At 48.0% G+C, this 25202-nt stretch carries 14 protein-coding genes, 2 tRNA genes and 9 pseudogenes; 12 read left to right on the top strand and 13 right to left on the bottom strand.

Annotation, left to right across the window (positions count from 1 at the left end; genetic code table 11):
* The first annotated feature begins 19 nt into the window (after positions 1-19).
* The 7 genes and pseudogenes from KHX94_RS02375 (at position 20) to KHX94_RS02355 (ending at position 4703) form a co-directional block, all read left to right on the top strand.
* On the top strand, positions 20-1027 hold the full coding sequence (locus KHX94_RS02375) for an NAD-dependent epimerase (RefSeq protein ID WP_213682221.1): 1008 nt from the start codon (positions 20-22) through the stop codon (positions 1025-1027).
* 207 nt (positions 1028-1234) lie between these two features.
* Positions 1235-1978, top strand: coding sequence for a phosphatase (locus KHX94_RS02370; RefSeq protein WP_213682220.1), 744 nt, complete (start codon positions 1235-1237; stop codon positions 1976-1978).
* Positions 1979-2236: 258 nt separating this feature from the next.
* A pseudogene (gene mak / locus KHX94_RS02365) lies at positions 2237-3135 on the top strand (fructokinase).
* A 165-nt stretch (positions 3136-3300) separates the two neighbouring features.
* Positions 3301-3594 (top strand): hypothetical protein, encoded by a 294-nt coding sequence (locus tag KHX94_RS20045; protein WP_244859288.1) that lies wholly within the window; start codon positions 3301-3303, stop codon positions 3592-3594.
* Positions 3591-3803 (top strand): YdcF family protein, encoded by a 213-nt coding sequence (locus KHX94_RS20915; protein ID WP_342345798.1) that lies wholly within the window; start codon positions 3591-3593, stop codon positions 3801-3803. The genes KHX94_RS20045 and KHX94_RS20915 overlap by 4 nt, the downstream gene beginning before the upstream one ends.
* 41 nt (positions 3804-3844) lie before the next feature.
* A complete protein-coding gene (locus tag KHX94_RS20910; RefSeq protein WP_280529605.1) occupies positions 3845-4003 on the top strand; it encodes a hypothetical protein in 159 nt (52 codons plus the stop codon).
* A 13-nt stretch (positions 4004-4016) separates the two neighbouring features.
* Positions 4017-4703, top strand: coding sequence for a DUF2982 domain-containing protein (locus tag KHX94_RS02355; RefSeq protein WP_425314056.1), 687 nt, complete (start codon positions 4017-4019; stop codon positions 4701-4703).
* A 460-nt stretch (positions 4704-5163) separates the two neighbouring features.
* Here KHX94_RS02355 and KHX94_RS02350 read toward each other — a convergent pair.
* The 7 genes and pseudogenes from KHX94_RS02350 to galU all read right to left on the bottom strand — a co-directional run.
* Positions 5164-5641, bottom strand: a pseudogene (locus tag KHX94_RS02350) (IS3 family transposase); the annotation flags it as partial.
* A 120-nt stretch (positions 5642-5761) separates the two neighbouring features.
* Complete coding sequence (locus KHX94_RS02345; RefSeq protein WP_213682218.1) at positions 5762-8185, bottom strand: OmcA/MtrC family decaheme c-type cytochrome; 2424 nt, start codon at positions 8183-8185, stop codon at positions 5762-5764.
* Positions 8186-8444: 259 nt separating this feature from the next.
* Positions 8445-9443, bottom strand: coding sequence for a LysR family transcriptional regulator (locus KHX94_RS02340; RefSeq protein WP_213682217.1), 999 nt, complete (start codon positions 9441-9443; stop codon positions 8445-8447).
* A gap of 199 nt (positions 9444-9642) precedes the next feature.
* Positions 9643-10059: a bactofilin family protein gene (locus tag KHX94_RS02335; protein ID WP_213682216.1), complete on the bottom strand. Its 417-nt coding sequence runs from the start codon at positions 10057-10059 to the stop codon at positions 9643-9645.
* Between the two features lie 104 nt (positions 10060-10163).
* Positions 10164-10646, bottom strand: coding sequence for a ferredoxin-type protein NapF (napF, locus tag KHX94_RS02330; protein WP_213682215.1), 483 nt, complete (start codon positions 10644-10646; stop codon positions 10164-10166).
* A complete protein-coding gene (gene galE, locus KHX94_RS02325) occupies positions 10646-11659 on the bottom strand; it encodes a UDP-glucose 4-epimerase GalE (RefSeq protein WP_213682214.1) in 1014 nt (337 codons plus the stop codon). Before galE ends, napF begins: the two co-directional genes overlap by 1 nt.
* Positions 11659-12567, bottom strand: a pseudogene (gene galU, locus KHX94_RS02320) (UTP--glucose-1-phosphate uridylyltransferase GalU). The gene galE and the pseudogene galU overlap by 1 nt, the downstream one beginning before the upstream one ends.
* Before the next feature lie 321 nt (positions 12568-12888).
* Here galU and tyrR point away from each other — a divergent pair.
* Positions 12889-14422 (top strand): annotated as a pseudogene (gene tyrR, locus KHX94_RS02315) (transcriptional regulator TyrR).
* Between the two features lie 14 nt (positions 14423-14436).
* Here the strand turns inward: tyrR and KHX94_RS02310 are convergent.
* A pseudogene (locus tag KHX94_RS02310) lies at positions 14437-15317 on the bottom strand (LysR family transcriptional regulator).
* Positions 15318-15472: 155 nt separating this feature from the next.
* Between KHX94_RS02310 and KHX94_RS02305 the strand changes: the two are divergent.
* A complete protein-coding gene (locus KHX94_RS02305; RefSeq protein ID WP_213682213.1) occupies positions 15473-16726 on the top strand; it encodes an MFS transporter in 1254 nt (417 codons plus the stop codon).
* Here the strand turns inward: KHX94_RS02305 and KHX94_RS02300 are convergent.
* The 5 genes and pseudogenes from KHX94_RS02300 to KHX94_RS02280 all read right to left on the bottom strand — a co-directional run bounded on the left by KHX94_RS02300 (position 16710) and on the right by KHX94_RS02280 (position 23063).
* A pseudogene (locus KHX94_RS02300) lies at positions 16710-18073 on the bottom strand (sigma-54-dependent transcriptional regulator). The gene KHX94_RS02305 and the pseudogene KHX94_RS02300 sit on opposite strands and share 17 nt — an antisense overlap.
* Positions 18070-19868: pseudogene (locus KHX94_RS02295) on the bottom strand (sensor histidine kinase). Before KHX94_RS02295 ends, KHX94_RS02300 begins: the two co-directional pseudogenes overlap by 4 nt.
* A gap of 69 nt (positions 19869-19937) precedes the next feature.
* Positions 19938-21334: pseudogene (locus KHX94_RS02290) on the bottom strand (TRAP transporter large permease).
* Positions 21331-21987: a TRAP transporter small permease gene (locus KHX94_RS02285; protein ID WP_213682212.1), complete on the bottom strand. Its 657-nt coding sequence runs from the start codon at positions 21985-21987 to the stop codon at positions 21331-21333. The pseudogene KHX94_RS02290 and the gene KHX94_RS02285 overlap by 4 nt, the downstream one beginning before the upstream one ends.
* Positions 21988-22034: 47 nt before the next feature.
* Positions 22035-23063, bottom strand: a complete 1029-nt coding sequence (locus KHX94_RS02280) for a TRAP transporter substrate-binding protein (RefSeq protein WP_213682211.1) — start codon at positions 23061-23063, stop codon at positions 22035-22037.
* A gap of 392 nt (positions 23064-23455) precedes the next feature.
* Here KHX94_RS02280 and gltX point away from each other — a divergent pair.
* The 3 genes and pseudogenes from gltX to KHX94_RS02265 all read left to right on the top strand — a co-directional run bounded on the left by gltX (position 23456) and on the right by KHX94_RS02265 (position 25131).
* A pseudogene (gltX, locus tag KHX94_RS02275) lies at positions 23456-24864 on the top strand (glutamate--tRNA ligase).
* Positions 24865-24964: 100 nt separating this feature from the next.
* Positions 24965-25040, top strand: a tRNA-Ala gene (locus KHX94_RS02270).
* A gap of 15 nt (positions 25041-25055) precedes the next feature.
* Positions 25056-25131: transfer RNA gene (locus KHX94_RS02265), tRNA-Glu, on the top strand.
* Positions 25132-25202 lie beyond the last annotated feature (71 nt).

Raw genomic sequence — 25202 nt, 5'->3', positions numbered from 1 at the left:
TACCGTACAGGATTTGGAAATGAAATATTTAGTGACTGGGGCCGCAGGTTTTATTGGGGCGCGGGTATCCGAAAAACTGTGCGAGGCTGGGCATCAGGTGGTTGGTATTGACAACCTGAATGATTATTACGATGTCAGTCTGAAACAATCTCGGCTCAACCATCTAGCGGCATATCACGGCTTTCGGTTTTTGAAATTAGATCTGGCAGACCGTGATGGTATGGCGGCCTTGTTTGCCAAAGAGCAGTTTCAACGCGTGATCCATCTGGGGGCTCAGGCTGGGGTGCGTTATTCCATCAGTAATCCGTTTGCTTACGCGGACAGCAATCTCGTGGGAACTTTGTGTGTACTGGAAGGTTGTCGGCATAACAAGGTTGAGCATCTGGTTTATGCTTCGTCCAGCTCAACCTATGGCCTTAACAAAAAAATGCCGTTTGCCACCAGTGATTCGGTGGATCATCCGGTATCTTTTTATGCGGCAACCAAAAAAGCTAATGAGATGATGGCTCACAGCTATGCACATCTCTATGGCTTGCCGACCACAGGGTTGCGTTTCTTCACGGTTTATGGGCCGTGGGGCCGCCCGGATATGGCGCCGATGTTGTTTGCCTCTGCCATCAGTGCCAATCAGCCGATTAAGGTGTTCAACCACGGAGATATGAGCCGGGATTTTACCTATATCGATGATATTGTCGCCGGGGTCTTATTGTGTGCCGACAAAGTACCGCAAGCTAACCCTGCCTGGACTGTAGAGCATGGCAGCCCGGCGACCAGCAGTGCGCCATACCGGATCTACAATATCGGTAATGGTAGCCCGGTACGCTTAATGGATTTTATTTCCGAACTGGAGCTGGCGTTGGGTAAGACGGCTGAGAAAATTATGCTGCCGATGCAGGATGGCGATGTGCAGGCCACCTGGGCTGACACTGACGACTTATTTCAAGCTGTAGGTTACAAACCTAGCGTTGCGATTAAAGAAGGCGTTAATGCTTTCGCGCAGTGGTACCAAGAATATTATCAGCGCTAACACTCGCTAAGCGTATCGACCAAGGTTGGCCGGAGCAGGTCAATCTTGGTCGTTGTGACGGTGTTTTCTGCAACATGCCGTTGTTTAGTAACCAGCAGTTGTTGCACTTTCCTCATTAACAACTGCTTGCCTGTGTTACTGGCATTGCTGCTAAGCTTTCGCTAAAGTGATGCCTTGAACCACCCACGTTATTCCATAGGGACTGCCATGTTTTCGGTTGATACCCACACCCATACTATTGCTTCTACCCACGCCTATAGCACGGTACATGATTATCTGAATGTTGCTAAACAACGGGGAATACAGTTGTTTGCATTAACGGATCACGGCCCAGCAATGGCGGATGCGCCTCACTTCTGGCATTTCGTAAACCTGCGGGTGTTACCTCGGGTTGTGGATGGCGTTGCCATTTTGCGTGGTATTGAGGCTAACATCTGTAACGCCCAGGGCGATATTGACTATTACGGTGACTATCTGGCTGAACTCGATCTGGTTCAGGCGGGTTTTCATGAGCCGGTATTCCCGCCGGCGGATGTTGCCCATCACACCGAGGCGCTGCTTGCCTGCATTCAAAGTGGCAATGTTGACATTATTACTCATCCTGGTAATCCCCGTTATCCTATTGAACAGGAACTGATTGTCCGTGCCGCCGCAGAGCATAATGTGGCGTTGGAGATCAACAACTCATCGTTTGTGTCTTCGCGCAAAGGTAGTGAATCGAATTGTCTGTCTATTGCCAAATTAGCCAAACAGTATGATGCACAATTGGTGCTAGGGTCAGATTCTCATGTCGCGTTTACCTTAGGCCAGTTTGATGAGGCATTGAAGATCATTGATGCCGTGGGATATTCGCACCAACGCTTGCTAAATTACTCACCAAATAAGCTGTTAAATTTTTTGCAGACACGTGGTCATCGTACCGTCAGTGATCTGCTGGCATATTTTGCCTAGTGCTAGCGCGGAGCCTGTTTCTGTCTGCGCTATTGGACCATCGCATTGAGCATTTATCGATAGGCACAACGTTAGCACACTGGGTAAATAGGCCAGCAACAGCTTTGATGGTTGGCATCTTGCTGTAGATCAAGTATTGTCGCATCCCGCCAGTACCCGTTGCTAGGCTGGCATTGTGACACCCTATAAGACCGCAGTTTTTAGGTAATCATTATCCCCTTTGATTACCAGATCCAGTATTGAGATCCAGGAGTAAACATAATGAAATTTGGGATTGATTTAGGCGGCACTAAAATAGAATTAGTCGCCTTAGACGATGCGGCAAGGAGCTTTATCGGCAGCGGGTGGCTACTCCCAGAAATTATCCTGGTACCCTTGATGCAATATGCGATTTAGTTGTCACAGCGGAAAATACGCTTGGTCAGCAGGGAACGGTTGGCGTGGGTATTCCCGGTGTGGTCTCTCCGTTTACTGGCGAAGTTAAAAATGGCAACTCTGTATGGCTGCATGGACATCCTTTAGATAAAGATCTTGGGCAGCGCCTTAACCGCGAAGTTCGGGTTGCCAATGATGCCAATTGCTTCGCTGTTTCAGAAGCTGTGGATGGTGCTGGCGCCGGCAAACGTCTGGTCTTTGGGGTTATTCTTGGCACAGGTGTGGGCGGTGGCATTGCCGTTGATGGCAAGGTTCACGCCGGGGGTAATGGTATCGCAGGTGAGTGGGGACATATTCCTTTGCCTTGGATGCACCCCGAAGAGTTTCGCTCGGCCAAATGTTTTTGCGGCAATTATGATTGCACCGAATGTTATATTTCAGGTACTGGTTTTGTGCGGGATTATAATCTGACCGTCAATCATAAGCTGGCATCCGGGAATGAAATCATGCAGTTAGTGGCTCAGGACGATAAGTTGGCAACGGCGGCATTTGAACGTTTTCTGGATCGTCTGGCGCGCTCGTTGGCATCGATGATCAATATTCTAGATCCTGATGTCATTGTGCTGGGCGGCGGCATGTCTAATGTCGATGCTATTTATGATCGTATCCCGGCGATGCTGACGCAATATGTGGTGGGCAACGAGTGTGAAACGCCTGTTGTTAAAAATCTGCATGGTAGTTCTTCTGGTGTGCGCGGCGCAGCTTGGTTATGGCCGTTATAGCCCATTAACTTAAGTTCACTGGTTTGCAACAGTGCAGCCACGTACACTCTTTGACGATTACAACTGACAATACGACAATTCATGTTTCTGATAAAACAAGTAGTTTCTCAATTCTTTATGCCAATTCCTCTGGCATTGATCTTATTACTCCTGGCGTTATGTTTCATGCGGAGTCGCCCTAAACTAGCTAAAGGGTTGGTGGTGTTTTCCATGGCCTGGTTGCTGTTACTCAGTAGCAGTTTTGGCAGTTACTGGCTGCTATGGCCGCTCGAACATCAATATTCCGTGAGAACTGCGGCCCCCAAACATGCCTGCGTGGTAATGGTGTTGGGATCTGGGCATGATGATGCATTGATGGGGGAAGCACGTCATAAGCTGTCGACTACTGCGTTGGCACGGTTAACCGAAGGGGTCGCGCAGGTGAAAAAGCCGCCAGCAATGATTGCCTATTGGTCGTGAGCGGCTGGACGGGTGGTTTGAACAGTTCCTCTCATGCCCAGCAGTTGCGTGATGCTGCCGTAGCAATGGGGGCCAATCCCAATAGGATCTTAGAGTTGCCTGATGCGCGTGACACCATAGAAGAAGCCTTGGCGCTACGTCAGGCGTTTGGTGCTGCGGCAACCGATATGGGGGATGATGCTGTAGGGGGCGTCAACTGCTACTCGTGACCTCCGCTGCCCATATGCCCCGAGCAATGAAGATTTTTAAGATGGCAGGAATGGAGCCCGTGGCCGCACCTACGGATTTTCTTGCCAGACGCGATCATTGGTGGCGCTTAAGCACGGCAAATCTGGATAATTCAGCGAAAGCCATTCATGAATATTTGGGCATGACTTGGTTGAGTATCCGTATTATGTTGGGCGCTTGAGTTCCATATTGTTATTTCTATGAGCAATGAATCGGTAGCAATACGCACCCTAGGTAAACGCAATGCACTTACGCTAACTATTGTCGGTGCTTTGTTTGTGCTTCTGGGACTTTGCCTGTTTGTGAGTTGGCGTGAATCTTTCATCGTTGCGCTGGTATGTTTCTCGGCCGGGGCTGTTGCTTTGGTATTGGGCATCGCCAAGCAGATCGAACCGGAAGTTATATTACGGCTCGATGCCCAGGGCATGGTATTTTTTCATCGTCGGGGCCAATTACAGGTAAGTTGGCAGAACATTCAACGTCTGGATTTACTGCGGGTACAACGGGGTGTTGATTGGCTGACACTGCCTTATCTTGGCATCAAACTCAAAGCGATTAATCCGGTGCTTGATACCATATCACCACGACTGGCCACTGGCTTACTGGCAGAACAGCGTGCTTTAGTGATGACCGCGGTGGCCAATGATGACGAACTGCAGAGTCTGGAGCATTACCTATCCGCAGAGTTTGAGCCATTAGTCGTGAACGGCGACCGATATCGAGGACTATTGGCAATGTTTGGCCGCCGCTGTTTAATGCTGGATAAATATCTGGGGTTTCATCTGTATATCCCCGTTGAGTTCCTGCCGCTGGCTCCTGAACAACTGTTGCGGCAACTACGGGAATATAGACAACAGCAGTTACTGGCTCTTGATAAATAACCACTTAGGTAGGCTTTCATCCTGTGGTTCCCGCCTCGAAAGATAATCCTCTATTGTTGTGTTATTTGCCGTTATTGAAAGCATTAATCTCAAATAGCTCAAACAGTTAACTGATGGTTTCTGTCTATATATTGATGTTAGGTTGCTGCTGTATCATCGCATCAGTGGCGAATTTACGATGGTAACTTCGTATCTAGGCTTAAGCCTTCCGGCCCTCAGATTTCCATTCCAATTCATAATAGAGCCACTTACGTAGTGTACGGCTTTAGCCGCTTGGTTATTTTCGGGGTTTCTTAATTGAGAAATAACAGAGATGCCAGCGACTGCACACCACAAATCTTAATCTCTCGATGCGTATGCGAGTCGGTTGCTTGCAATGGGTTAGTTTTTAATTCGATGCGTTAATTGATGTTGTCATAAAGAAGTCCTCTTTATGTCAACGTATTCCAGGACGGGACACAGCTCTTCGGCTTTCCATTCGAGCTACTGCTTGATAGACACTTTGCCTTGAAATACTGGCTGCACGACATGCTGCGGCTAAGTTTATTTCTCTTTGGGTTTTGGCTTGCCAGACATACCGGATAAGTACTTTTTCTTAAACCAGCTCCGTATTCATTATCCATGATATCGACCATACCATTGAGGATTTGGTTACGCAGTTTCTCTTCGGCTAGCTCACGCTCAAGGCGCTTGATAGTTTGTGCTGGGGTTTCTTTTGAATTAGGCATAAGGGGATGCTGAAAAGGTTTCGACCAATCGAGTCTACCATGCTTTCTGAGCCAAACGAGTACGGTTGTTTTACCCTGAATGCCAAAGCGCTGCTGGGCTTGTTTGTACGTCATTTCGCCTTTTTCTACACGCTCTACGACACCTAATTTAAAGGCTAAGGTGTAATCACGTTGCGTGCGCTTACGGCTTGAGTTAGTTGATGTTGCCATAAAGAAGTCCTCTTTATGTCAACATATTCCAGGACGGGACACACAACAAATAAAAAGGGATCCGGATGGATCCCTTTTTCGTTACAGATACTAACTAAACGTTATCCGTAAAAACACCACTTACTTGATGATGTGGAACTTCTCAATACCGTAGGACTTACCTTGAGCATGACAAGTGGCACATGATTCAACTGGTACAGTGTTAGGATCTGTCAGACCATCACTTTCTACAGTTGCACCATTAGACACAAAGTGGGCTTCTGCTGATGCGCTGGTGTGACAGCTGCGGCAAGATTCAGCAATTGGTGATACCTGAGAAACAGGACCATAGTTGCTAACTGCGATAGCGCGTTTGCCAGAGGTCAACATACCATTGCCATCGAAGAACTTGGTTCCATCTTTGTGACATACAGAGCAGTCATTAGATGGTGCTGGGTAACCATGCAGTACGCCCTTTTCGTCCAAGAAGATACCTGCTGACTCAAGTTCTGCTCCAGTTTCTGGATTATGCATGTTACCGCTATGGAAACGGTGGGCAACAGTCACCAAATCACGGTTGTGGAAGATCACTGGTGCTGGTGCCGTGCTCAGCACAATCGGAGCATCAGTTGCATCAACTTTTACGCTTCCATTAGCTTCGCGAGCCATTGTCAGGATTTGAGTTTCTGGGTGATATGAACCACTCCAAGTATTGTTATGGCAGTCCATACATTGGTCAAAGGTGTAAACGCCATGACGGTTACCCTTGATATAATCAAGAGAGTTGTGGCAAGCATTACATTTTGCTTCTGCTACAGTGATACGTGCTGGATCAACAAAGCGCGCTTCTTTAGCGGCGGCAGTTGGGTCTGTCAGGTTGAAGAACTTAACAGTTGAGCTGGCACCTACAGGATCACCATAATGGAAGGCCAAGTCTGGGTTATAAGTAGTTGCAGAATCGCAAGCTGCGATTGCTCCATCTTTGCTTACACAGTAATTGGCTTCAGTTCCAACATAGATAGAACCGGTAGCGTTAGCATCGATAACATCGAAAGTCAGCGTTAACACGCCATCAGTAACAGCAGCACTGGCATTCAGGTTCGCAACAGCAGCGTCTGTTGATGCCGGGTTAGAGCCTGAGCCATCCAAGTTAGGACGTCCACTCCAACGGGTTACTTCACCAGTAGTGCTGTCTACGTTACCCATTAAAGTAGAAATCTTGCTGAAATTGGCAAACGCTGTGGTAGCTGTAATTGGTGTACCAGCAATGGTTACATCAGCAGTTACTTCAACAGTGGTATAACCTGTTGTAGTACTAGGTCCAACAATTTTGGCACCAGTAAAGCTGATATCCGCTAATTTTGAATATTCAGCACGTTTACCAACTTTGTGAGCATTGATAGGTGCTAAAGAACCACGGTGACAACCTGAACAGTTTTCGTCATTAGCTTGTGGGATACCTTCGTGGCCTACGCCAGTTTCGAAGTTAACACCAGTATGACATCCTTGACACGCAGCGCGAGTAGGAGCTGTATTCCAAGTTGTTTTCTCTTCATCGGTTGCATTATGGCAAGTAGTACATTCGTAAACTGGTGCTGGGAACTCAATATTTGCCCAAGCACCTGGAACGCCACCTGAGTAATCAGCAACATGTTTGCCACCATGAATACGGTGGATCATTGCTGGCAGGTCAAATACATAACCCTTGGCGGCCTGGTCTGCATCTGGTTGAGTGGCTGGGTTATGACATGCAATACAGTTTTTCACACTTTCATAATTGCCATGTGCTTCGATATTGGCGATTGTGCCTTTGGCATTTTCACCATGACACTGGATACAAGCTGCGTCAGCTACAGTGTCTTTACCTGTAGATTCAACCAGCGCACCAGTTGCTGGAACGTAGTCCAGTGGCTGAGATAATACTTTGCCACTGAGGCTCTTGGTTACATCAGTAGCATCTTTCAGGTTATATACGCGCAAGAATACACGGTGGGGTGCATTCAAATCATCGTTGGCATTCATGATGGGGGCTACACCATCATGCTGCCAAGTGCCTGTATAGGTACCTGGATTTGCTGGATCTTCTGCCAAAATACAGGCATCACCAGTTTCACCACGAGAAGAATATGTACCATCTAAGGTACAGTACATTGAATGAGCACCGTCAGCACCGTTATTTACCCACACTGTAGCTGGGCCATCACCAGTGTCATTAGGCATAGCGGTAGTTGAGTAAATCGCAACCTGATTAATACCAGATAGTGGTTTTTCAGCACCAGCTTGGTCTTTTGCGGTTACTTTGAACTTCAGTGCGAAAGTACCTGTACCAGCCAAAGTATTGTCAGCAGGTTCAATAGTAAAAGCTACATCGCCAGCATTGTAAACGGCAGAAACAGCTGAACCAGCGTCTTGTCCATCTTGACCATTTTGACCGTCAGCACCTGGAGTACCTGGTGCACCATCTGCTCCGTCTTTCCCGTCATCGCCGTCAAATGTACAGGCTGAAAGCCCGAACAGGCCTAACAGGACTAACGCGAGTAATGACTTCTTATGATTTTTCATCATTGCGTCCCTTGTTCAAATTATGTGTACTGCATTTGCAGTAGCTTAAATATACCTACATCTAACGAGGTATTAAGCGAGTACATGCACAAATTGTGAAACATGGGTTAAGAAATTGAAATGGAAATTCCGGATTTCGAAAACTGTAATTTACTGGGGTTTATTTTTTAAGAGAACAAAGCTAAGAGATGATATAAATCAATTAAATCAAAGACAGACTATCATCCTAAAAATAGGATGATAGGGCACCTAAATTTAAATGCTATGTTCCAAAGCGACGTTCTTCTGCGGGCTGTACCCTGAAATCAAGTAATTTAGAAACTAAATCAATAATGAGCTGCCGTTGTGCCTGACTATAACGACGATAATCATTTGACCTTTCAATTAACTGATAACATGGCAGTGCCAATGTTCTTTGGAGTTTATCGACTTCGCTGGCGGGCAACAGACAATACTTTAACTCACTCATTCTGTCTGTCTGGCAAAGTTCGGTAGCGGGGGCAAGGCCTATGCTATTCATAGTAAGCAGATGTGCATGCCATTCTTCCACATCTTCGACTGAGTCCATTTCCGGTGAAGGTAAATTTTCTTGCTGGCAATAGAGTTCGAGTGGATCTATACGTTCGTTGAAATTTTTTACGCTCATATAAACGTAAGGGTAGTGGGTAATATCTTCTAGCGTAATATTGGGGTAGTGTTGCCAAATCGGGTGATCGGCGCGGCATACCAAACCTATCTCACGGCATTCGCCCACTGTGGTGAGTTGCAGCTCCTGATTGTCTGGTATTTCTAGGCTTATCCCCAGATCCAATTCGCCGCTGTGGATCAGATCGGCAGAGTCACCGCGCCATTTATATAAGCGGATTTTACCGAGTTTTTCTGTTATCTCTTTCTGACCAAATACTTTGGACAGTGCGCTTAACAAGCCGTATCCCACCGCGATTTGCAGACAGCCTTCGGTGAGGCAGTCACGACGACTACTGGCTTGTAATTCAAGCTGATAAACAGACTGAATAAAATCACAAACAGGGCGATACAAATTTTCGGCAAGCGGTGTGGCTTTCAGTTTCTGTTGGCGACGGTAAAACAACTCATCATCGAATGCTGCTCTAAGAGAACTGAGGCAACGGCTTATTTTGGGGGCTGATACTGACAATTCCCTTGCCGTGATATTTGCATGTCCTGTTTCGTAAATGGTTTTGAATACCATAAGTGTGAAAATATCCAGCTCACACAGTTGCTTTAAAAGTCGGCTTGCCATAGATATCTCTACTCGAAAGCTGAAATACAGTTAAAGTTAATTAACTTACGAAATATCATGTAAGTCTAAACATAAGTTGCCAAAATAACTGTGACAACCCGCATTCATATCTCTAATTCAGCAATTCGTGTAATAAAATTGTGATCTATGTCATAAGCCGATAGTGGTTATGGGTAAAGGTTCACACTGACGCTGTGTATTATTCTGTTTGTAGCTCAAGGCCTTCAAATAAATTGTTTTTATTGAGCTTATTCTCTGGATTGAGTTCCTGAAGCAGGTTTACCTCATCTTTGACTCTGATACCGATAAACTGGCCGCCTTCAAAGATTTCCATACTTTTGCTGGCAACTTCGCCTTCAACCGTACCTGTGCCTGTAATAATCAGGTGTTCACACTGTAACTTACCTTTAAATATCCCGGATACTTTCAATTCATGGCAGCAAAGCTCACCGTTAATCAGTCCTTCTGCTTCGATAGTGACTTGTTGTTCCGAATGTACCTTGCCAAATACTGAACCGCCGATCAGGGCGTTACCCGTAAATCCTGTTTCGCCGGTAATCTTGCAACCTGAGGCTATGTAGGTGATTTCACCCGTTTTTTTACTTTTACCAAACATCGCGGGAATCCTTTAACCGTGATTAATGTTATGCCTGATGGTATCGGGAAAGTTGCTTGAGCAAAACCACAAAGATTTGACACCTGACAGAAAAGCGCGCGGCTTTAACCTTGGGGGTTAATTGTGATGGCATTTACCGGGCATGCGGCAACACAAGCACCACAACCAGTACACTGTGTGGTTGCCAGTTGTGGCGTTGCTATTCCGCCCGCTTGAGGCATAAAGCTGATGGCGCCAACATCACAAAAATCTTTGCAGCTTTGGCAAGCAACACTTTGATAAGTCAGACAATGAGACTGAAATGTTACGGTCAAGTGCCAAGGGGTAAGCGCGGTATTGGTAAATATCGGTTCCGGGCACACGTTGGCACATTGACCACAGAAACTACACTCGGCACGTTGGAAATCAATCTCTGGGAATCCTGCTGTACCTTTAATCAAGACGCCAGTCTCACAAGCATCAACACACTTACCACAACGGCTACAATGATCTGTAAATGCCGCTTCGGGCACACTCCATGGCGCACGAAGTTTAGTTACTGCACTGGCATGTACAGTAAATAAACGTCGGCGCGATGGATCAACCATTAGCTGTGATACCCATTAGGATTTTGTGACTGCCAACGCCAGCTGGAGTCCACCATGTCCTGCAAGGTGTGGGTGGCTTGCCAGCCCAGTTCTTGTAACGCATAAGAGGGATCGGCGTAGCATGCAGCTACATCGCCAGGACGGCGTGGGGTTATCTGGTAAGGAATGGTTTTGCCACATGCTTTCTCAAAGGCATGTACCATATCCAACACGCTGTAACCCTGACCAGTACCGAGATTGTAAGTGACCAGCCCAGGTTTAGTTTGCAGTTTTTGCAAGGCTTTCACGTGACCTTGCGCCAGATCTACCACATGGATATAGTCTCTCACTCCCGTACCATCAGGGGTCGGGTAGTCATCGCCGAACACGCTGAGTTTTTCACGTTTGCCAATGGCCACCTGCGCAATATAAGGCATCAGATTGTTGGGAATATCATTCGGATCTTCGCCAATCAAACCGCTCTCATGCGCACCGACCGGGTTGAAATAACGGAGGCGGGCAATATTCCATTGCGGATTGGCGCGCTGGAAGTCTGCCAGGATATTTTCTACCATCAATTTTGACTGGCCGTATGGATTGGTGGCGCTGGTGGGAAAATCTTCCCGAATTGGCAGACTAGCAGGATCGCCATAGACGGTTGCTGAAGAGCTGAATACCAGATTGTGTACTCCGGCTTCCTGCATCACTTCGCAAAGCACTAAAGTGCCACAAACATTGTTCTGATAATACTTCAGCGGTTTTACAACCGATTCACCAACGGCTTTGAGACCGGCAAAGTGGATAACCGCATCGAACTGATGATCAGTAAAAATTTTGTGTAGCAGTGGTTTATTGAGAATATCGCCCTGATAAAACTGTACGGTTTTACCCGTTAACTGTTCTACTCGGTGTAACGATTCAACCGATGAGTTGCAGAGGTTATCAACCACAACCGCATTTATGCCGGCATTGAGCATTTCAACGAGGGTGTGGCTGCCAATGTAACCAGCACCACCAGTGACCAATACGTTCATTAATCCAGTCCCTTCACAAATTGTTTCAGATAGCTGACAAACTCGTGGCCCAAGTCGCGGTGGCGTACAGCATGCTCAACAATTGCCTGCATATAGCCTAGTTTGTTACCGCAATCATGGCTTTTCCCCAGCATGTAATAGGCGTTTACTTGCTGCTGCTGCATCAGCATGGCAATGGCATCTGTCAACTGGATTTCACCACCCGCGCCATTAGGGTTTTTGCCAACAGTGGCCAGATCTCGGCAGGTAACACATAACGGCCCACAACCGCCAGATTGGAGGGCGCTTCATCTACCGCTGGTTTTTCGACCAATTCCACCAAGGGAACTGAGCCACCGGGTTGTATATCTTGGCCGTTTACATCGGCAATCCCGTATTGATCCACTAATGCTTGAGGCACACCTTCCACCATGATCTGGCCATTAGCGGTTTCGCCATAGAGCCGAACCATTGCGGCTAAATTGTCTTGTTTGAGGTTACAGCTGGCTTCATCGATCAGCACATCTGGCAGTAACACCGCAAATGGATTATCCCCAACCACAGGTTTGGCACACAGGATCGCATGCCCCAGCCCTTTAGCTTCTGCCTGCCTTACACTGATAATGGTGACATCCTTGGGACAGATGGACTGAACTTCATTCAATAGTTGACGTTTAACACGACGTTCAAGCTGGGCTTCCAGTTCAAAACTGGTATCGAAGTGGTTTTCAATAGAATTTTTACTGGCATGGGTTACCAGCACAATTTCTTTAATGCCTGGCTTCGATGGCTTCGTTGACAACATATTGAATTAACGGGCGATCGACTACCGGCAACATCTCTTTGGGAATAGCTTTAGTTGCTGGCAGCATGCGGGTGCCCAGACCGGCAACAGGGATAACTGCTTTACGAATAATGCTTGATTTCATAGGCATCCTTTTCCTTTTTTGATAGGCCATCTGAAAAGTGTTCATTGTAAACAAACAGCAGATAAATGCTATGTGAATCACTGCCTGGCTCGCCAGTGCTAACTTGATGTTAACTAAAACTCGGCAATTGTTAACAGCAACTATTGCGCTTCTTTTGTGATAGAAATAAGACCTATCTCTGCTATTTCTCAATGCAGTGTAAAGAAGACTTGCCACCTTGTTCAGAACCCTCTAACTTAGTATCCGCACATGGTTGCCGCTTGGCTCATATGCGTAAAATCCCGTAAGCATGTACCAACAGAACAAGGGACAGCAGTCGTTATGCGTCTGGAAATCAGTTGTCAGGACAGGGTCGGTCTGGCCAAGGATATTTTAAGTGTGCTGGAAACCTATGGCATCAATCTGATGTCAATTGACGCCAGCAACAAAGGTTTTTTCTTTTTACAGTTTGCCGATGTCGCGTTTGATGTGCTGAGCGCGCTGATGCCGCAAATCCGCAAAATTGAAGCGGTATATGACGTCAGAACGGTCGCTTTTATGCCTTCTGAACAGGAACACTATGCGCTACAAACACTGCTGAAAACGCTTCCTGATGGTGTTTTTCTCTGGATGCCAAGGGCCGCATCCGCATTGCCAATGAGGCTGCTCAGTTCATGCTGGGAATGCAACTGCATGAAGTGCTGGATGAATCGCTCAATCATTGGGTGCAAGGATTTAATTTTGGACGTTGGCTCAGCGAGCCGCAACTGTTACCCCAAGCTGCCAGAGTACGTATCGGCAACAGTGAATATCTTGCCGAGATGTTGCCGGTCATGTTACCTAATGGCGATGGTGGTGAAATCCGCGCCGGGGCAGTGGTCACGTTAAAAAGTCCAGCTCGGGTTGGGCAGCAGTTTAATGCGCTGCAAAGTCAGAATAAGGGATTTGCTAATGTGTTGGCCGTCAGTGAGCGGATGCAGCAAGTGCTGAAACAGGCTGAGCGCATGGCACAATTGGATGCCCCTTGCTTATTACCGGAGAAACCGGTACTGGCAAAGAGATGATGGCAAGAGCTTGTCATGATGCCAGTATGCGGCGTGAAAAACCCTTTGTTGCCATCAATTGTGCAGCCATTCCTGACAGCGCCGTGGAAGAGGAACTGTTTGGCTACGTCAGTCACGGTAAGCTGATGAAGCGAGGTTTCTTTGAGGAAGCGCAGGGTGGTACCGTGTTTTTGGATGAAGTTGCCGAAATGTCTGCCGCCGCCCAGGTGAAACTGCTGCGATTACTGCAAGATGGAAGTTTCCGGCGGGTTGGTGGCAGTGAAGATATCCGGCCTGATGTGAGAATTATCTGTTCAACCCAGGAAGATCTTGCCGCCCGCTGCCAGCAAGGATTATTCCGAGAAGATCTCTACTATCGGATCCATGTGCTAGCGTTTCATTTGCCAGCGTTACGGGAACGGAAAGTTGATATTTTACCCTTGGCGGAGATGTTTCTGGAACACTATTGTGCCCAGTTGTCCTGTCCCGTGCGGCGGATCTCCGCAAAATGTCGCAGCTTTATGCAGTCTTATGCTTGGCCGGGCAATGTGCGGCAGCTTAAAAATGCTATTTTCCGAGCGGTATCCATGTGGGAGGGCGCCGGAGAACTCTCTGTCGAGCAGTTAAAATTGCCGAGTTACGATGAAAGTGCCGGCTATTTTGACCAGCAATTTGAGGGCACACTGGAGCAAGCCATGAAACAGTATGAAGCGAATTTGTTGCGGCGTTTATATCCTGCCTATCCATCCACTCGGCAGTTGGCGAAAAAACTTGGCGTATCACATACCGCTATCGCCAATAAACTACGAGATTACGGGATCAATAAAGAATAATACTGTTGATGCAATCAGGTGTTCTCCAGCAAAAAGGCGACAAACGCTTGATCTGCTTGGCTTAATGGCCGCTGTTTTTTCCAGGCGATATGTAATTCCAAGTAAACGGGTGGGGAGAAGGGCAAGGCGCGGATGCCATCGTTAGGGGTGATTACCATCTCTAGCACTGTGGTGATGGCATAGCCCTGATTAACTACCTGTTTGATAAGATTGATAAGATTGGTTTCAAAGGCAATTTTGGGGTGAGTTCCAGTGCTTCTGCTTGTTGTAACATCCATTCCCGATGATAGTAACCACGTTTGAACATCACTAATTCATGGTTGAAGAATTGCTCCAGGGTCACACTGGTTTGTTCCGCGAGCGGATGATCCAGTGATGTAGCAACCACCATCTGTTCGTTAATCAGTACTTTAGAGTCAAATTCCGGTTTGAGATCTTGTGCGGTAATAATGGCAATATCCACTTCCTGCTGTTCCAACATACGCAGTGCATCACGAGTGCCGCCCTCAAACAGCGATAATTTTAACCCTGGATATTTATGGCGAAACGCCATTAGGCGGCTTGGCAGGTAGAAGGAGCCCAGCATCCCTGGCACGGCGACTCGAACCTCGCCGAGAGCAAGTTGTGCCATTGAGCGAATATGACTTTCTGCTTGCTGCACCTGCTTTAATATAAGCATTGCATGCTGGTGTAAGGTTTCGCCTTCAGCTGTGAGTTTCAGGCCACTTTCCTGTTTGCGTTGGCGGCGATCGACTAAGGTAACTCCCAGTGACTGTTCCAGGCGTTTAATACTCTGACTAAGCGCCGGTTGTGCTATGTTGAGTTTTTCGGCCGCGCGGGTAAAGCTGCCATAGCGCACCAAGGCATCAAGATGTTTTAACTGTTTAATGTCCACGCGTTATCTCCCTTTAATGTGCATTTGCCAGCGCACTAACTCAGTTTTCAGCATAACAAAAATCAATGAAATTCATATTTTTTATCTATTATTGTTATGTTTTAGTGCGTGCTAATCTTATGGCAATGTCATAAAAGTTTGAGGTGTGTCACATCATGGGCAACAACGCGCTGACACGTATGTCCCGCGATAATCGGTTAATCTGGGCGTTATGTGTGGCTTCCATTGTCATTTACATCAACCTGTACATGATGCAAGGGATGCTGCCGCTGATAGCTGAAAAGTTTCAGGTGTCGGCTGCTCGTTCGACGCTGGTCTTGTCCGTTACCAGTTTTACCCTGGCGTTTTCACTGTTGATCTATGCTGTGATATCCGATCGGATTGGGCGCCACAATCCTATTGTTTGGAGCTTGTGGGCACTGGCATTGTCCAACCTGTTATTGGTCTACATCAGTAGTTTTGACGGGCTGGTAGCCGTGCGTTTGCTGCAAGGTATTTTGTTGGCGTCGCTGCCAGCCATTGCCATGGCCTATTTTAAAGAACAATTGCAGCCGCAGACCATGTTAAAAGCCGCAGCGGTTTACATCACCGCTAATAGTTTTGGCGGTATCGTTGGGCGCTTATTGGGCGGTGTACTGTCGCAGTATTTTGACTGGCAAAGCGCTATGTGGGTGTTGCTGTTGTTGAGTTTGTTGGGGGTGGCTATCACCAATTGGTTGCTGCCTAGTGCGGGCAGTGCGGTGAAGCGGGAGCGCCGTGCTCGACGCTGGCAGTTACACAAGGAAGGCCGTATCGATCTGCGTGGATTCCTGCGGCATTTACAGGATAATCAGATGCGGCTGGCTTACATCATCGGCGGTGTGACCTTCATGATGATGGTGAATCAATATAGCTTTATCCAGTTGCGTTTAATGGCTGAGCCATATCATTGGAGCCGTTTTCAGGCAACGTTGATCTTTTTGTGCTATTCCAGCGGTACCATTGCCTCTTATTTCACCGCCCGCTGGATTGCTCGCCACGGCCAGTTACCCCTGTTTAAAATGTCGCTAGTACTGATGTTAGCTGGCACTTTGCTGACCTTGCTGGAAAATCAGATCACTATCTGTATGGGTTTTTTGCTGAGTAGCTGTGGTTTCTTTGTGACCCATAGCTGTTGTAACTCGTTCGTAGCAATGCGGGCGAACCGCCACCGCGCCAAAGCTACATCCTTATATTTATGTTTTTACTACTTTGGCGCAGCGATGGGCGGCCCCTATCTGATGATGTTTTGGCACCACAGCGGCTGGCAGGGCATTGTTGTAGGCTCAATGCTGTTGCTGGCGGTGATTACTATTGCGGTTTGGCGTCTTGGCAGTGAGCAACGGCTGAGCCTTGCAACAGCGCCACAGTTGGCTAAAGTTCATCATTGATAAAGTCTTTACGCTCAAGCCCATATTTACGCATCTTGTCGTAGAGGGTTTTGCGTGGCAGTTCCAACTGCTCCATGGTGTGTTTGATGGAGCCTTTATTGTGGTTGAGCGCATCTTCAATCAGCAAGCGTTCGAAAAACTCTACTCGCTGTGTCAGTGACATGCCGCTATGCAGTAGCTCGTCACTGCTCATGGCGCCAAATGCGGCATCACTGCCAAGCAGTACATAACGTTCTGCCAGATTGCGCAGCTCGCGTACATTACCGGGCCAGTTGTAGGTACTTAGCCGTGCGACTTGTGACGCATCCAGTGCGATGAGTTCTTTGTGGTATCTGGCTGAGGCTACCCTGGCAAAATGCAGAAACAGCAACGAAATATCTTCACGTCTATCCCTTAATGGCGGAATTTCAATGGTCACCAAATTCAGCCGATAGAACAGGTCATAGCGAAACTCACCTGTGTCACACAGGGCTTTAAGATCAACTTTGGTGGCGGCAATGATCCGAATATCCAGCTCAATGCTCTTATTGGAACCTAGACGCACCACTTTGCGGTCTTCCAGTACCCGCAGCAGCTTCACCTGCAATGCCATGGGCGTACTTTCGATTTCGTCGAGAAACAGGGTGCCGCCATTGGCATACTCGAATTTACCAATACGGGTTTTGTCTGCGCCGGTAAAGGCTCCCGCTTCTGCACCAAACAGTTCACTTTCGATGATGGTTTCTGGAATCGCACCGCAGTTGATGGCCACGAAATTAGCGGCATTGCGGGGGCTGTGATCATGCAGATAGCGCGCTACCAGTTCCTTGCCAGTACCCGTTTCGCCATGCACCAGAATATCTGCCGGAGTGTCCAGCACCTGATGGATGATATGGCGCATCTGACGGATCCCCGGACTGTTACCCAAAATTCTAGGCCCCGGCGTCTTTGCGATTCCAATTCCTGTTTGAGTTTGCGGTTTTCTAAGGTCAGTGCACGTTTTTCCAAGGCACGTTTTACGATGTCGAGCAGATGCTCATTGTTAAATGGCTTTTCCAGAAAGTCATAGGCGCCTTGTTTTACCGCGCTGACCGCCATGGCGATATCACCAAAACCAGTAATTAAAATAACTGGAATATCAGTATCTTGCTGTTTTATTTGTTGCATCACACTGATGCCATCCATGCCTGGCATGTTGACGTCAGTGATGACCACACCCATCCAGTTACGGTCCAGCAGTTTTAGGATTTCCTGTGGCTGAGTGCTGGCTTTGGCGGCAATCCCTTCCAGTTCGAACAACTGCGTCAGTACCGTACCTATATGCGGTTCATCATCCAGAATAAGCACAGTATAAGCATCATGACTCATACGTTTTCCTCCTCTGGACAGAGCGGCAACAGGATTTTGAATTCGGCACCGCCATCCACGGCATTGGCAACACTGATACTGCCATTCATGGATTCTACAATCCGTCGTGAAATCGATAGACCGAGTCCCAGTCCTTGGCGTTGCGAGGTGGTGAAATAAGGCTCAAAAATCTTTTCCATTTGGCTTTCGTTTACTCCGGGGCCGGAATCGCGGATCTGGATGCAAAGCTGTTCTCCGGCACTAATGGTAATGGTGAGTTGCCGCGTTGGAGAGTGCTGCATGGCGGTGATTGCGTTACTGATCAGGTTCACCAGCACTTGTTGTAAGCGTACTTTATCACCAAAAAAGCGTAACGGGGCATCGGGCAGTCGTAACTGTAACTGTACCTGCTGCTTTTCAATCTCGGGGGTGACGATGGTTAACGCATCCTCTACGGCTAGTCGCAGATCGGTAAGTTTGTCCTGACCTTTGGTTTTACGGGTAAAACTTTTAAATTGCGCGACAATTTCGGCCAGTCTGTCTGCCAGACTGATAATGGTGGCAAGGTTCTCCTGTGCTTTATCCTGCATATTGCGTGTCAGCAGGATTTGCGTGTTTTGTGCATAACTGCGCAGCGCCGCCAGCGGTTGGTTGATCTCATGGTTGATACTGGCAGAGAGACTGCCTATGACCGTCAGTTTGGCCGCCTGAACTAGTTCGTCCTGTGTTTCCTGCAATTTGTCATTGGCATCTTGTAATTCGCGGGTACGTTCTTGTACCCGTTGTTCCAGTAGTTGTTGTGCCTGCTGCATCCGCTGCATATTTTTGCGGCGCTCAAGGCTGAACAATAACCCCAGTGCGGCTAACAGATACAGACAGGTCGATAACATCAACAGCGGCGGCAACGAAGTGTACAGCGGTTTTACTGGCGTCATCACATGGACATTCCAGCCCGCTTTGGTCATTTCACTACGGGTATCAATATATTGTGCTTTACCGCTGTCGGTTGGGATCTGATAAATCGGTGTTTTTTCAGAATGCTCAAAGGGCGAATACGGCGGTTTTACCGTTAGCGCACTGATAATACGGTTAGCGTAGCGGCGGCTCTTGTAGATAGCTTGCTGGCTGCTGTCATCCAGTGGCATTAGTGATTTTAAACGCCAGCTTTCCATACTGGCGACAAAGATCACCTGATCATCACCGCTGATAGCCAGCTCATATTGGCCGGATTTTGCCAGTCCGGTGAGTTGTTCTTCAATATCGGCAATGTCGACTTTAACAACAATCACCCCGAGGATTTCTGCTTTTTCCTGAATAGGATAGGAAAAGTAAAAACCCCGGGTATCTGAGGAGGTGCCGACCGCATAGTAGCTGCCTAAACGTCCGGCAACGGCTTCGGTGTAATAGGGGCGAAACGCATAATTTTGACCGATGAAAGAGTAGGGCTTCTGCCAGTTACTGGCGGCAATAGCATCACCATTTTTGTTGAGTAAATAGATATCAGAAGCTTCGGTTACATGTTGAATTTCTTCAAAATAGCGGTTGATGTGTTGGATCTCAGTATGGTCGCCACTGTGGCGTAAGGCTTTGGCCAACAGGGGTTGGTTGACAGCACATGGGGGATACTTTCATAGCGGATCAAGGCGCCATCAATGAAGTTAATCACTTCTTCGAGTTGCCTGCTGGCCAACGGTAATGCTCGGGAAAATCCTTGTTCCAGATGGTACCAGTAAGTCAGTCGCAAGGTTAAAAACAGCCCGCCAATCAGCAAGATGCTGATCAGCAGACGTTTACGCGAAGAGGATTGCGTTTGCATTTCTGGCCATTGCCCTAAATCACGGCGAGTCTGGCCTAGACTCGCCGATACCTCATGATTTTTCAAGGGCTAAGGCGTACGCAGGCTGTCAAGAAATTCTGGCAGTACCAGCGATACCTGCGGCACATAGGTGATAATGAGCAGAAAGCCTAGTAGCAGCAATAACCACGGCAGACAGGCTTTAATCACCCAACCTATGCTGCGGTTGGTAATCCCCGACGTCACAAACAGGTTAAGTCCCACGGGCGGCGTCAGCATCCCAATCTCCATATTGACGACCATGATGATCCCCAGATGAATGGGGTCAATCCCCAGTTTGACTGCAATCGGGAACAGAATAGGCGCCATAATCAACAGGATTGCCGAGGGTTCCATAAAGTTACCAGCCGCCAGTAACAGCAGGTTGACAATGATCAGGAAGCCCCACGGTGGTAAGCCCCAGCCCACAATCGCTTCAGCAATATGGTGGGGAATGCGTTCAGTGGTCAGGACATGGGCAAACAGCATGGCGTTACCAATGATAAACAACAACATGATGGACACTTTGGCACCATCACGCACCACGGTACGCACTTCCTTGTCGCCTGGGGTTTTGATGATCCCGAGTAGCATATGCCACAAGTTGCGCACAACCGCGGTGGGCAGCGCTTCTCCTGGATTGCGCCAAGCAACGTTTTTCAGTGGCCCAATATCACGATAACCAAATACGGCAACCAAATAGGCATAGATACAGGCAACAGCCGCGGCTTCCGTTGGACTGGCAACCCCGCCATAGATAGAGCCCAAGACGATGACAATCAGCATTAAGCCGCCCATCGCTTTGGCAAAGGAAATCGACAGTTTGCCAAGGCCAGGGAAGGGCTGTGATGGCAGTCCCTTGATGCGGGCGGTGATATAAATAGCAACCATCAACAAGCCACCCATCATCAAGCCTGGGATTAACCCGGCCATGAACATTCTGGCGGCAGAAACTTCGGTGGCGGCAGCATATACCAACATCACAATCGACGGCGGAATTAAGATTCCTAAGGTGCCGGAAGTGGTAATAACGCCAGCGGCAAATTTTTCTGGATAGCCCGCACGTACCATACCGACAATCACGATGGAACCAATGGCCGCAACCGTTGCTGGCGATGAACCGGACACCGCAGCAAATAGCATACAAGCCATGACCGAAGCCATTGCCAGGCCACCACGGATGTGGCCGACACTGTCCATGGCAAAATCGATAATGCGTCTGGCAACGCCTCCAGTCGACAAGAATGCCGATGACAGAATAAAAATGGGATCGCCAACAGTGTGTAGTGTTCTGACGTCGATGCGTACAGTTTCAATGCAATCGAGGCCAGTGAATCATTAGAAAATAACAAGATGGTCAGCATGCTGGAAAAACCCAGCGCAATCGCAATCGGCATTCCGAGCAGCATGCAGACAAACAGCGTAATAAACAGCGTGGCAATTGTCATGGTTTCACCTGCGGATCAGAATGGCTATGGTCAGTGGGATTACCCTTGTCAGCTGTATCATCAGCCAACTGCATACTTTCCTTGGCTTCGTCATGGAAGCTGAAACCTAAGGACTGGTTGCGGACAATCGCAATAAACAGTTCAATAAAACGCCAGGTCAGCATGGAAAAACCAAACAACAGAATGCTTTGCGACATCCATAGCGGCACCCGCGGATCTTCCACATCGATACGCCAGGTATCCCAGACTTTATCCGCATCGAGGTTGGCTACCCAGGAATGAGGCAAACTGATATCTTCCATGGGCACCCCGGTGGTATACATCTGCTTCAGATAGTCCCAACTACCAATCAGAAACAGGCTGCAATACACCAGACAGATGACCACGGCCAACAGCGCCGCATATTTACGCGCCTTACGGGGCAGGTTTTTAACAAAGGCGTCAACCCCAATGTGAGCACCAACTTTGACACCGTATGACATGCCAAACAGTACAAACCAACCTGCAATTGTGAGTGTTAGCTCCTGCATCCACAGAAAACCAACATTAAAGAAGAAGCGGGCGATAACCTCCACAAAAACCAAAATGGTCATGGCAGAAATTAATACGTTAAGAAAGCCCTCTTCGAAGTAGGCAAAAATTCGCGATAACATAATCCGTCCCCAGTGGAAAATGGGGGCAGCAACTGCCCCGGACAACTTTACTGGTTGGCTGATTCAGCAGCTGCAATCGTTTCTTTACCGATCTGATCTTCGAATTTCTTCCACACAGGTTTCATGGCATCGACCCAAGCCTGACGCTGCTCTGGCGTTAGCTCAACCACTTTGGATTCTTTTGAATCGATAATCGCTTGGCGATCTTCCGCATTCTTGTCTGCCGCCATTTTGTTACCGTAAGCAATGGCTTCGTCCAAACACGCTTTAATCACTTTGCGTTTATCTGCTGGCAGGCTTTTCCAGAAGGTATCAGAGGTCACGACCATGTAATCCAGCACCCCGTGGTTACTTTCGGTGATATAGGATTGCACTTCGTAGAATTTCTTCGAATAGGTATTGGACCAAGTGTTCTCTTGACCATCAATAGCGCGGGTTTGCAGCAGGGTGAACACTTCAGAGAAGGGCTTTTTCACCGCCATTGCATTGAGGCTTTCAAACTGCGCGGCCAGGACATCAGACGCCATTACGCGGAATTTTTTACCGGAGGCATCTTTGGGTAACAACAGCGGTTCGTTAGCGGAAAACTGTTTCATCCCATTATGCAGATAACCAATACCCACAATGCCTTTGCGCTTCATGGAATTCAGCAGTTTCTGGCCTTCCTCACTCTGTTGGAAACGTTCTACTGCATCCATGTCTTTGAACAGGAAGGGCAGATCGAACAACTGCAATTTTTTGGTATAGCGCTCAAACTTGGACAGCGACGGTGCCACAAACTGCACATCGTTCAGCAACAAGGCCGCCAGTTCATTGTTATCGCCGAAGAGCTGAGAGTTAGGGAAAACACTGACTTTGTATTCACCGGGTAAACGCTGCTCCACCAATTCTTTGAATTTGAGAGCGGCCTGACCTTTAGGTGTATTTTCGGCAACAACGTGGGAAAACTTGATTTCTACTGGCTCGGCGGTGGCCAGGAAGCTGGTTGCCATGACACTGCCGACTAACGCCAGTTTTGCCAGTGTTTTGAATGGTCGAGACAACCGACTGATGTGCTTGGTACTTTTTATAGTCATCGTGCTAATCCTTCTAAATTATAAGTTTTGCAGATACGAGCCCCATAAATTCGTATCTGGACCCGGGAAAACAGCTTTATTTCCCAATGGTTGCCCTGACTAAAGGCAAGTTGTGCGCCAATTTGTTTACTTTTCCGTAACCTATTGGTTATTCAAGTGTAGATTGTTTGATGTGCGTCACATGTAAATGTTGAGTGTGTGAGAAATGGCTCACAATTAATTGTGAAATGGGTGGATTTCCGCCTATTGACGTGAGCGAAGACAGGAACGGCAGCGATTGTGTAAGGTGACGCTTTACTCTTTCCCCTTGATATCCATGACTGCTAGAATAAGCGCTCTTTTTTCACTCGCCTGTGAACAGGCTCCTTACTCAATAAGGTTTGTGTTCGATTATGACCATCAAGACGCGTTTTGCTCCCAGCCCAACCGGCTATTTACATGTGGGCGGTGCCCGTACAGCCCTTTATTCCTGGCTTCATGCTCGGGCCAATAAAGGTGAGTTTGTACTGCGTATTGAGGATACGGATCTGGAGCGTTCAACCCAGGCAGCAGTGGATGCCATTCTTGAAGGTATGGAATGGCTTGGCCTGAATTGGGACGAAGGCCCTTATTACCAGACCAAGCGTTTTGACCGCTACAATGAAGTGATTGCAAAACTGCTGGAAGAGGGTAAAGCCTATAAGTGTTACTGCTCCAAAGAGCGTTTGGAAACGCTACGTGAAGGGCAGGCCGCTAGAGGTGAACGTCAGAAATATGATGGCTGCTGTCGTGATGCCGCACCACGTGACACCGATGAGCCTTACGTAATCCGCTTTAAAATGCCTCAGGAAGGCAGCGTAGTATTTGATGACCACGTGCGTGGTCGTATTGAAATTGCTAATGAAGAGTTGGATGACCTGATCATCGCGCGTAGCGATGGTACGCCGACTTATAACTTCTGTGTGGTGGTGGATGACTGGGATATGGGGATCACCTGCGTTATCCGTGGTGAAGACCATATCAACAACACCCCGAAACAGATCAATATTCTAAAAGCGCTGGGTGCACCTATTCCCGAATACGCCCATGTGGCCATGATCCTCGGTGACGATGGTGCCAAACTGTCAAAACGCCATGGCGCGGTTAGCGTGATGCAGTATCGTGACGATGGCTATCTGCCAGAAGCACTGCTGAACTATCTGGTGCGTTTAGGTTGGTCCCATGGTGATCAGGAGATTTTTCTCTCGACGAAATGGTGCAGTACTTCAAACTGGATGACATCAACAAGTCAGCCTCTGCCTTTAATACCGAAAAATTGCAGTGGCTGAACCAGCATTACATCAAAACGCTGGATCCTGAATATGTTGCAGGCTATCTGCAATGGCATATGCAGGATCAGCAGATTGATACCAGCAATGGCCCAGCATTGTCGGCGGTGGTGACCGCGTTGGCGGAACGCAGCAAAACATTAAAAGAGATGGCTGAACATAGCCGTTACTTCTATGAAGATTTTGCTGAGTTTGAAGAAACCGCAGCTAAAAAGCACCTGCGTGGTGTGGCAATGGAACCCCTGAAACTGGTTCAGCAGAAGCTGGCCGCATTACCTGAATGGACCCAAGAAGCGGTGCATCAGGCGATAGAAGAAACTGCTGCCGAACTGGAAGTGGGTATGGGCAAAGTGGGTATGCCACTGCGGGTTGCCGTCACCGGTGTTGGCCAATCACCATCGTTAGATATTACGCTGTTTCTTATCGGAAAAGTCCGTTGCGAGCAAAGAATCTCCAAAGCGGTTGAATTTGTAGCAGCCAGATTAAATTCCTAAAAAATGCGTTGACACATTTGGGTGTGCTGCATAGAATGCGCCTCGCACTTGAGACATGGGTGACAGTCCGCTGTAGCATGCTCAAATGTTCAAGAGATTCGGGGTTATAGCTCAGCTGGGAGAGCGCTTGCATGGCATGCAAGAGGTCTGCGGTTCGATCCCGCATAGCTCCACCAATTTCTTGGTCCAGGGTCCCCTTCGTCTAGAGGCCTAGGACACCGCCCTTTCACGGCGGTAACAGGGGTTCGAATCCCCTAGGGGATGCCAATTTCACCGATACAGCCTTATATTGGTGGAGTGAAAAAGTCAGCAGGTATAACCGCCTCAGGAAACAGAGT

It is taken from the genome of Shewanella dokdonensis, from assembly GCF_018394335.1.
Taxonomy (GTDB): Bacteria; Pseudomonadota; Gammaproteobacteria; order Enterobacterales; family Shewanellaceae; genus Shewanella; species Shewanella dokdonensis.
Note: the sequence above shows the minus strand (reverse complement) of the source record. Positions and strands in the feature narration are given on the sequence as shown.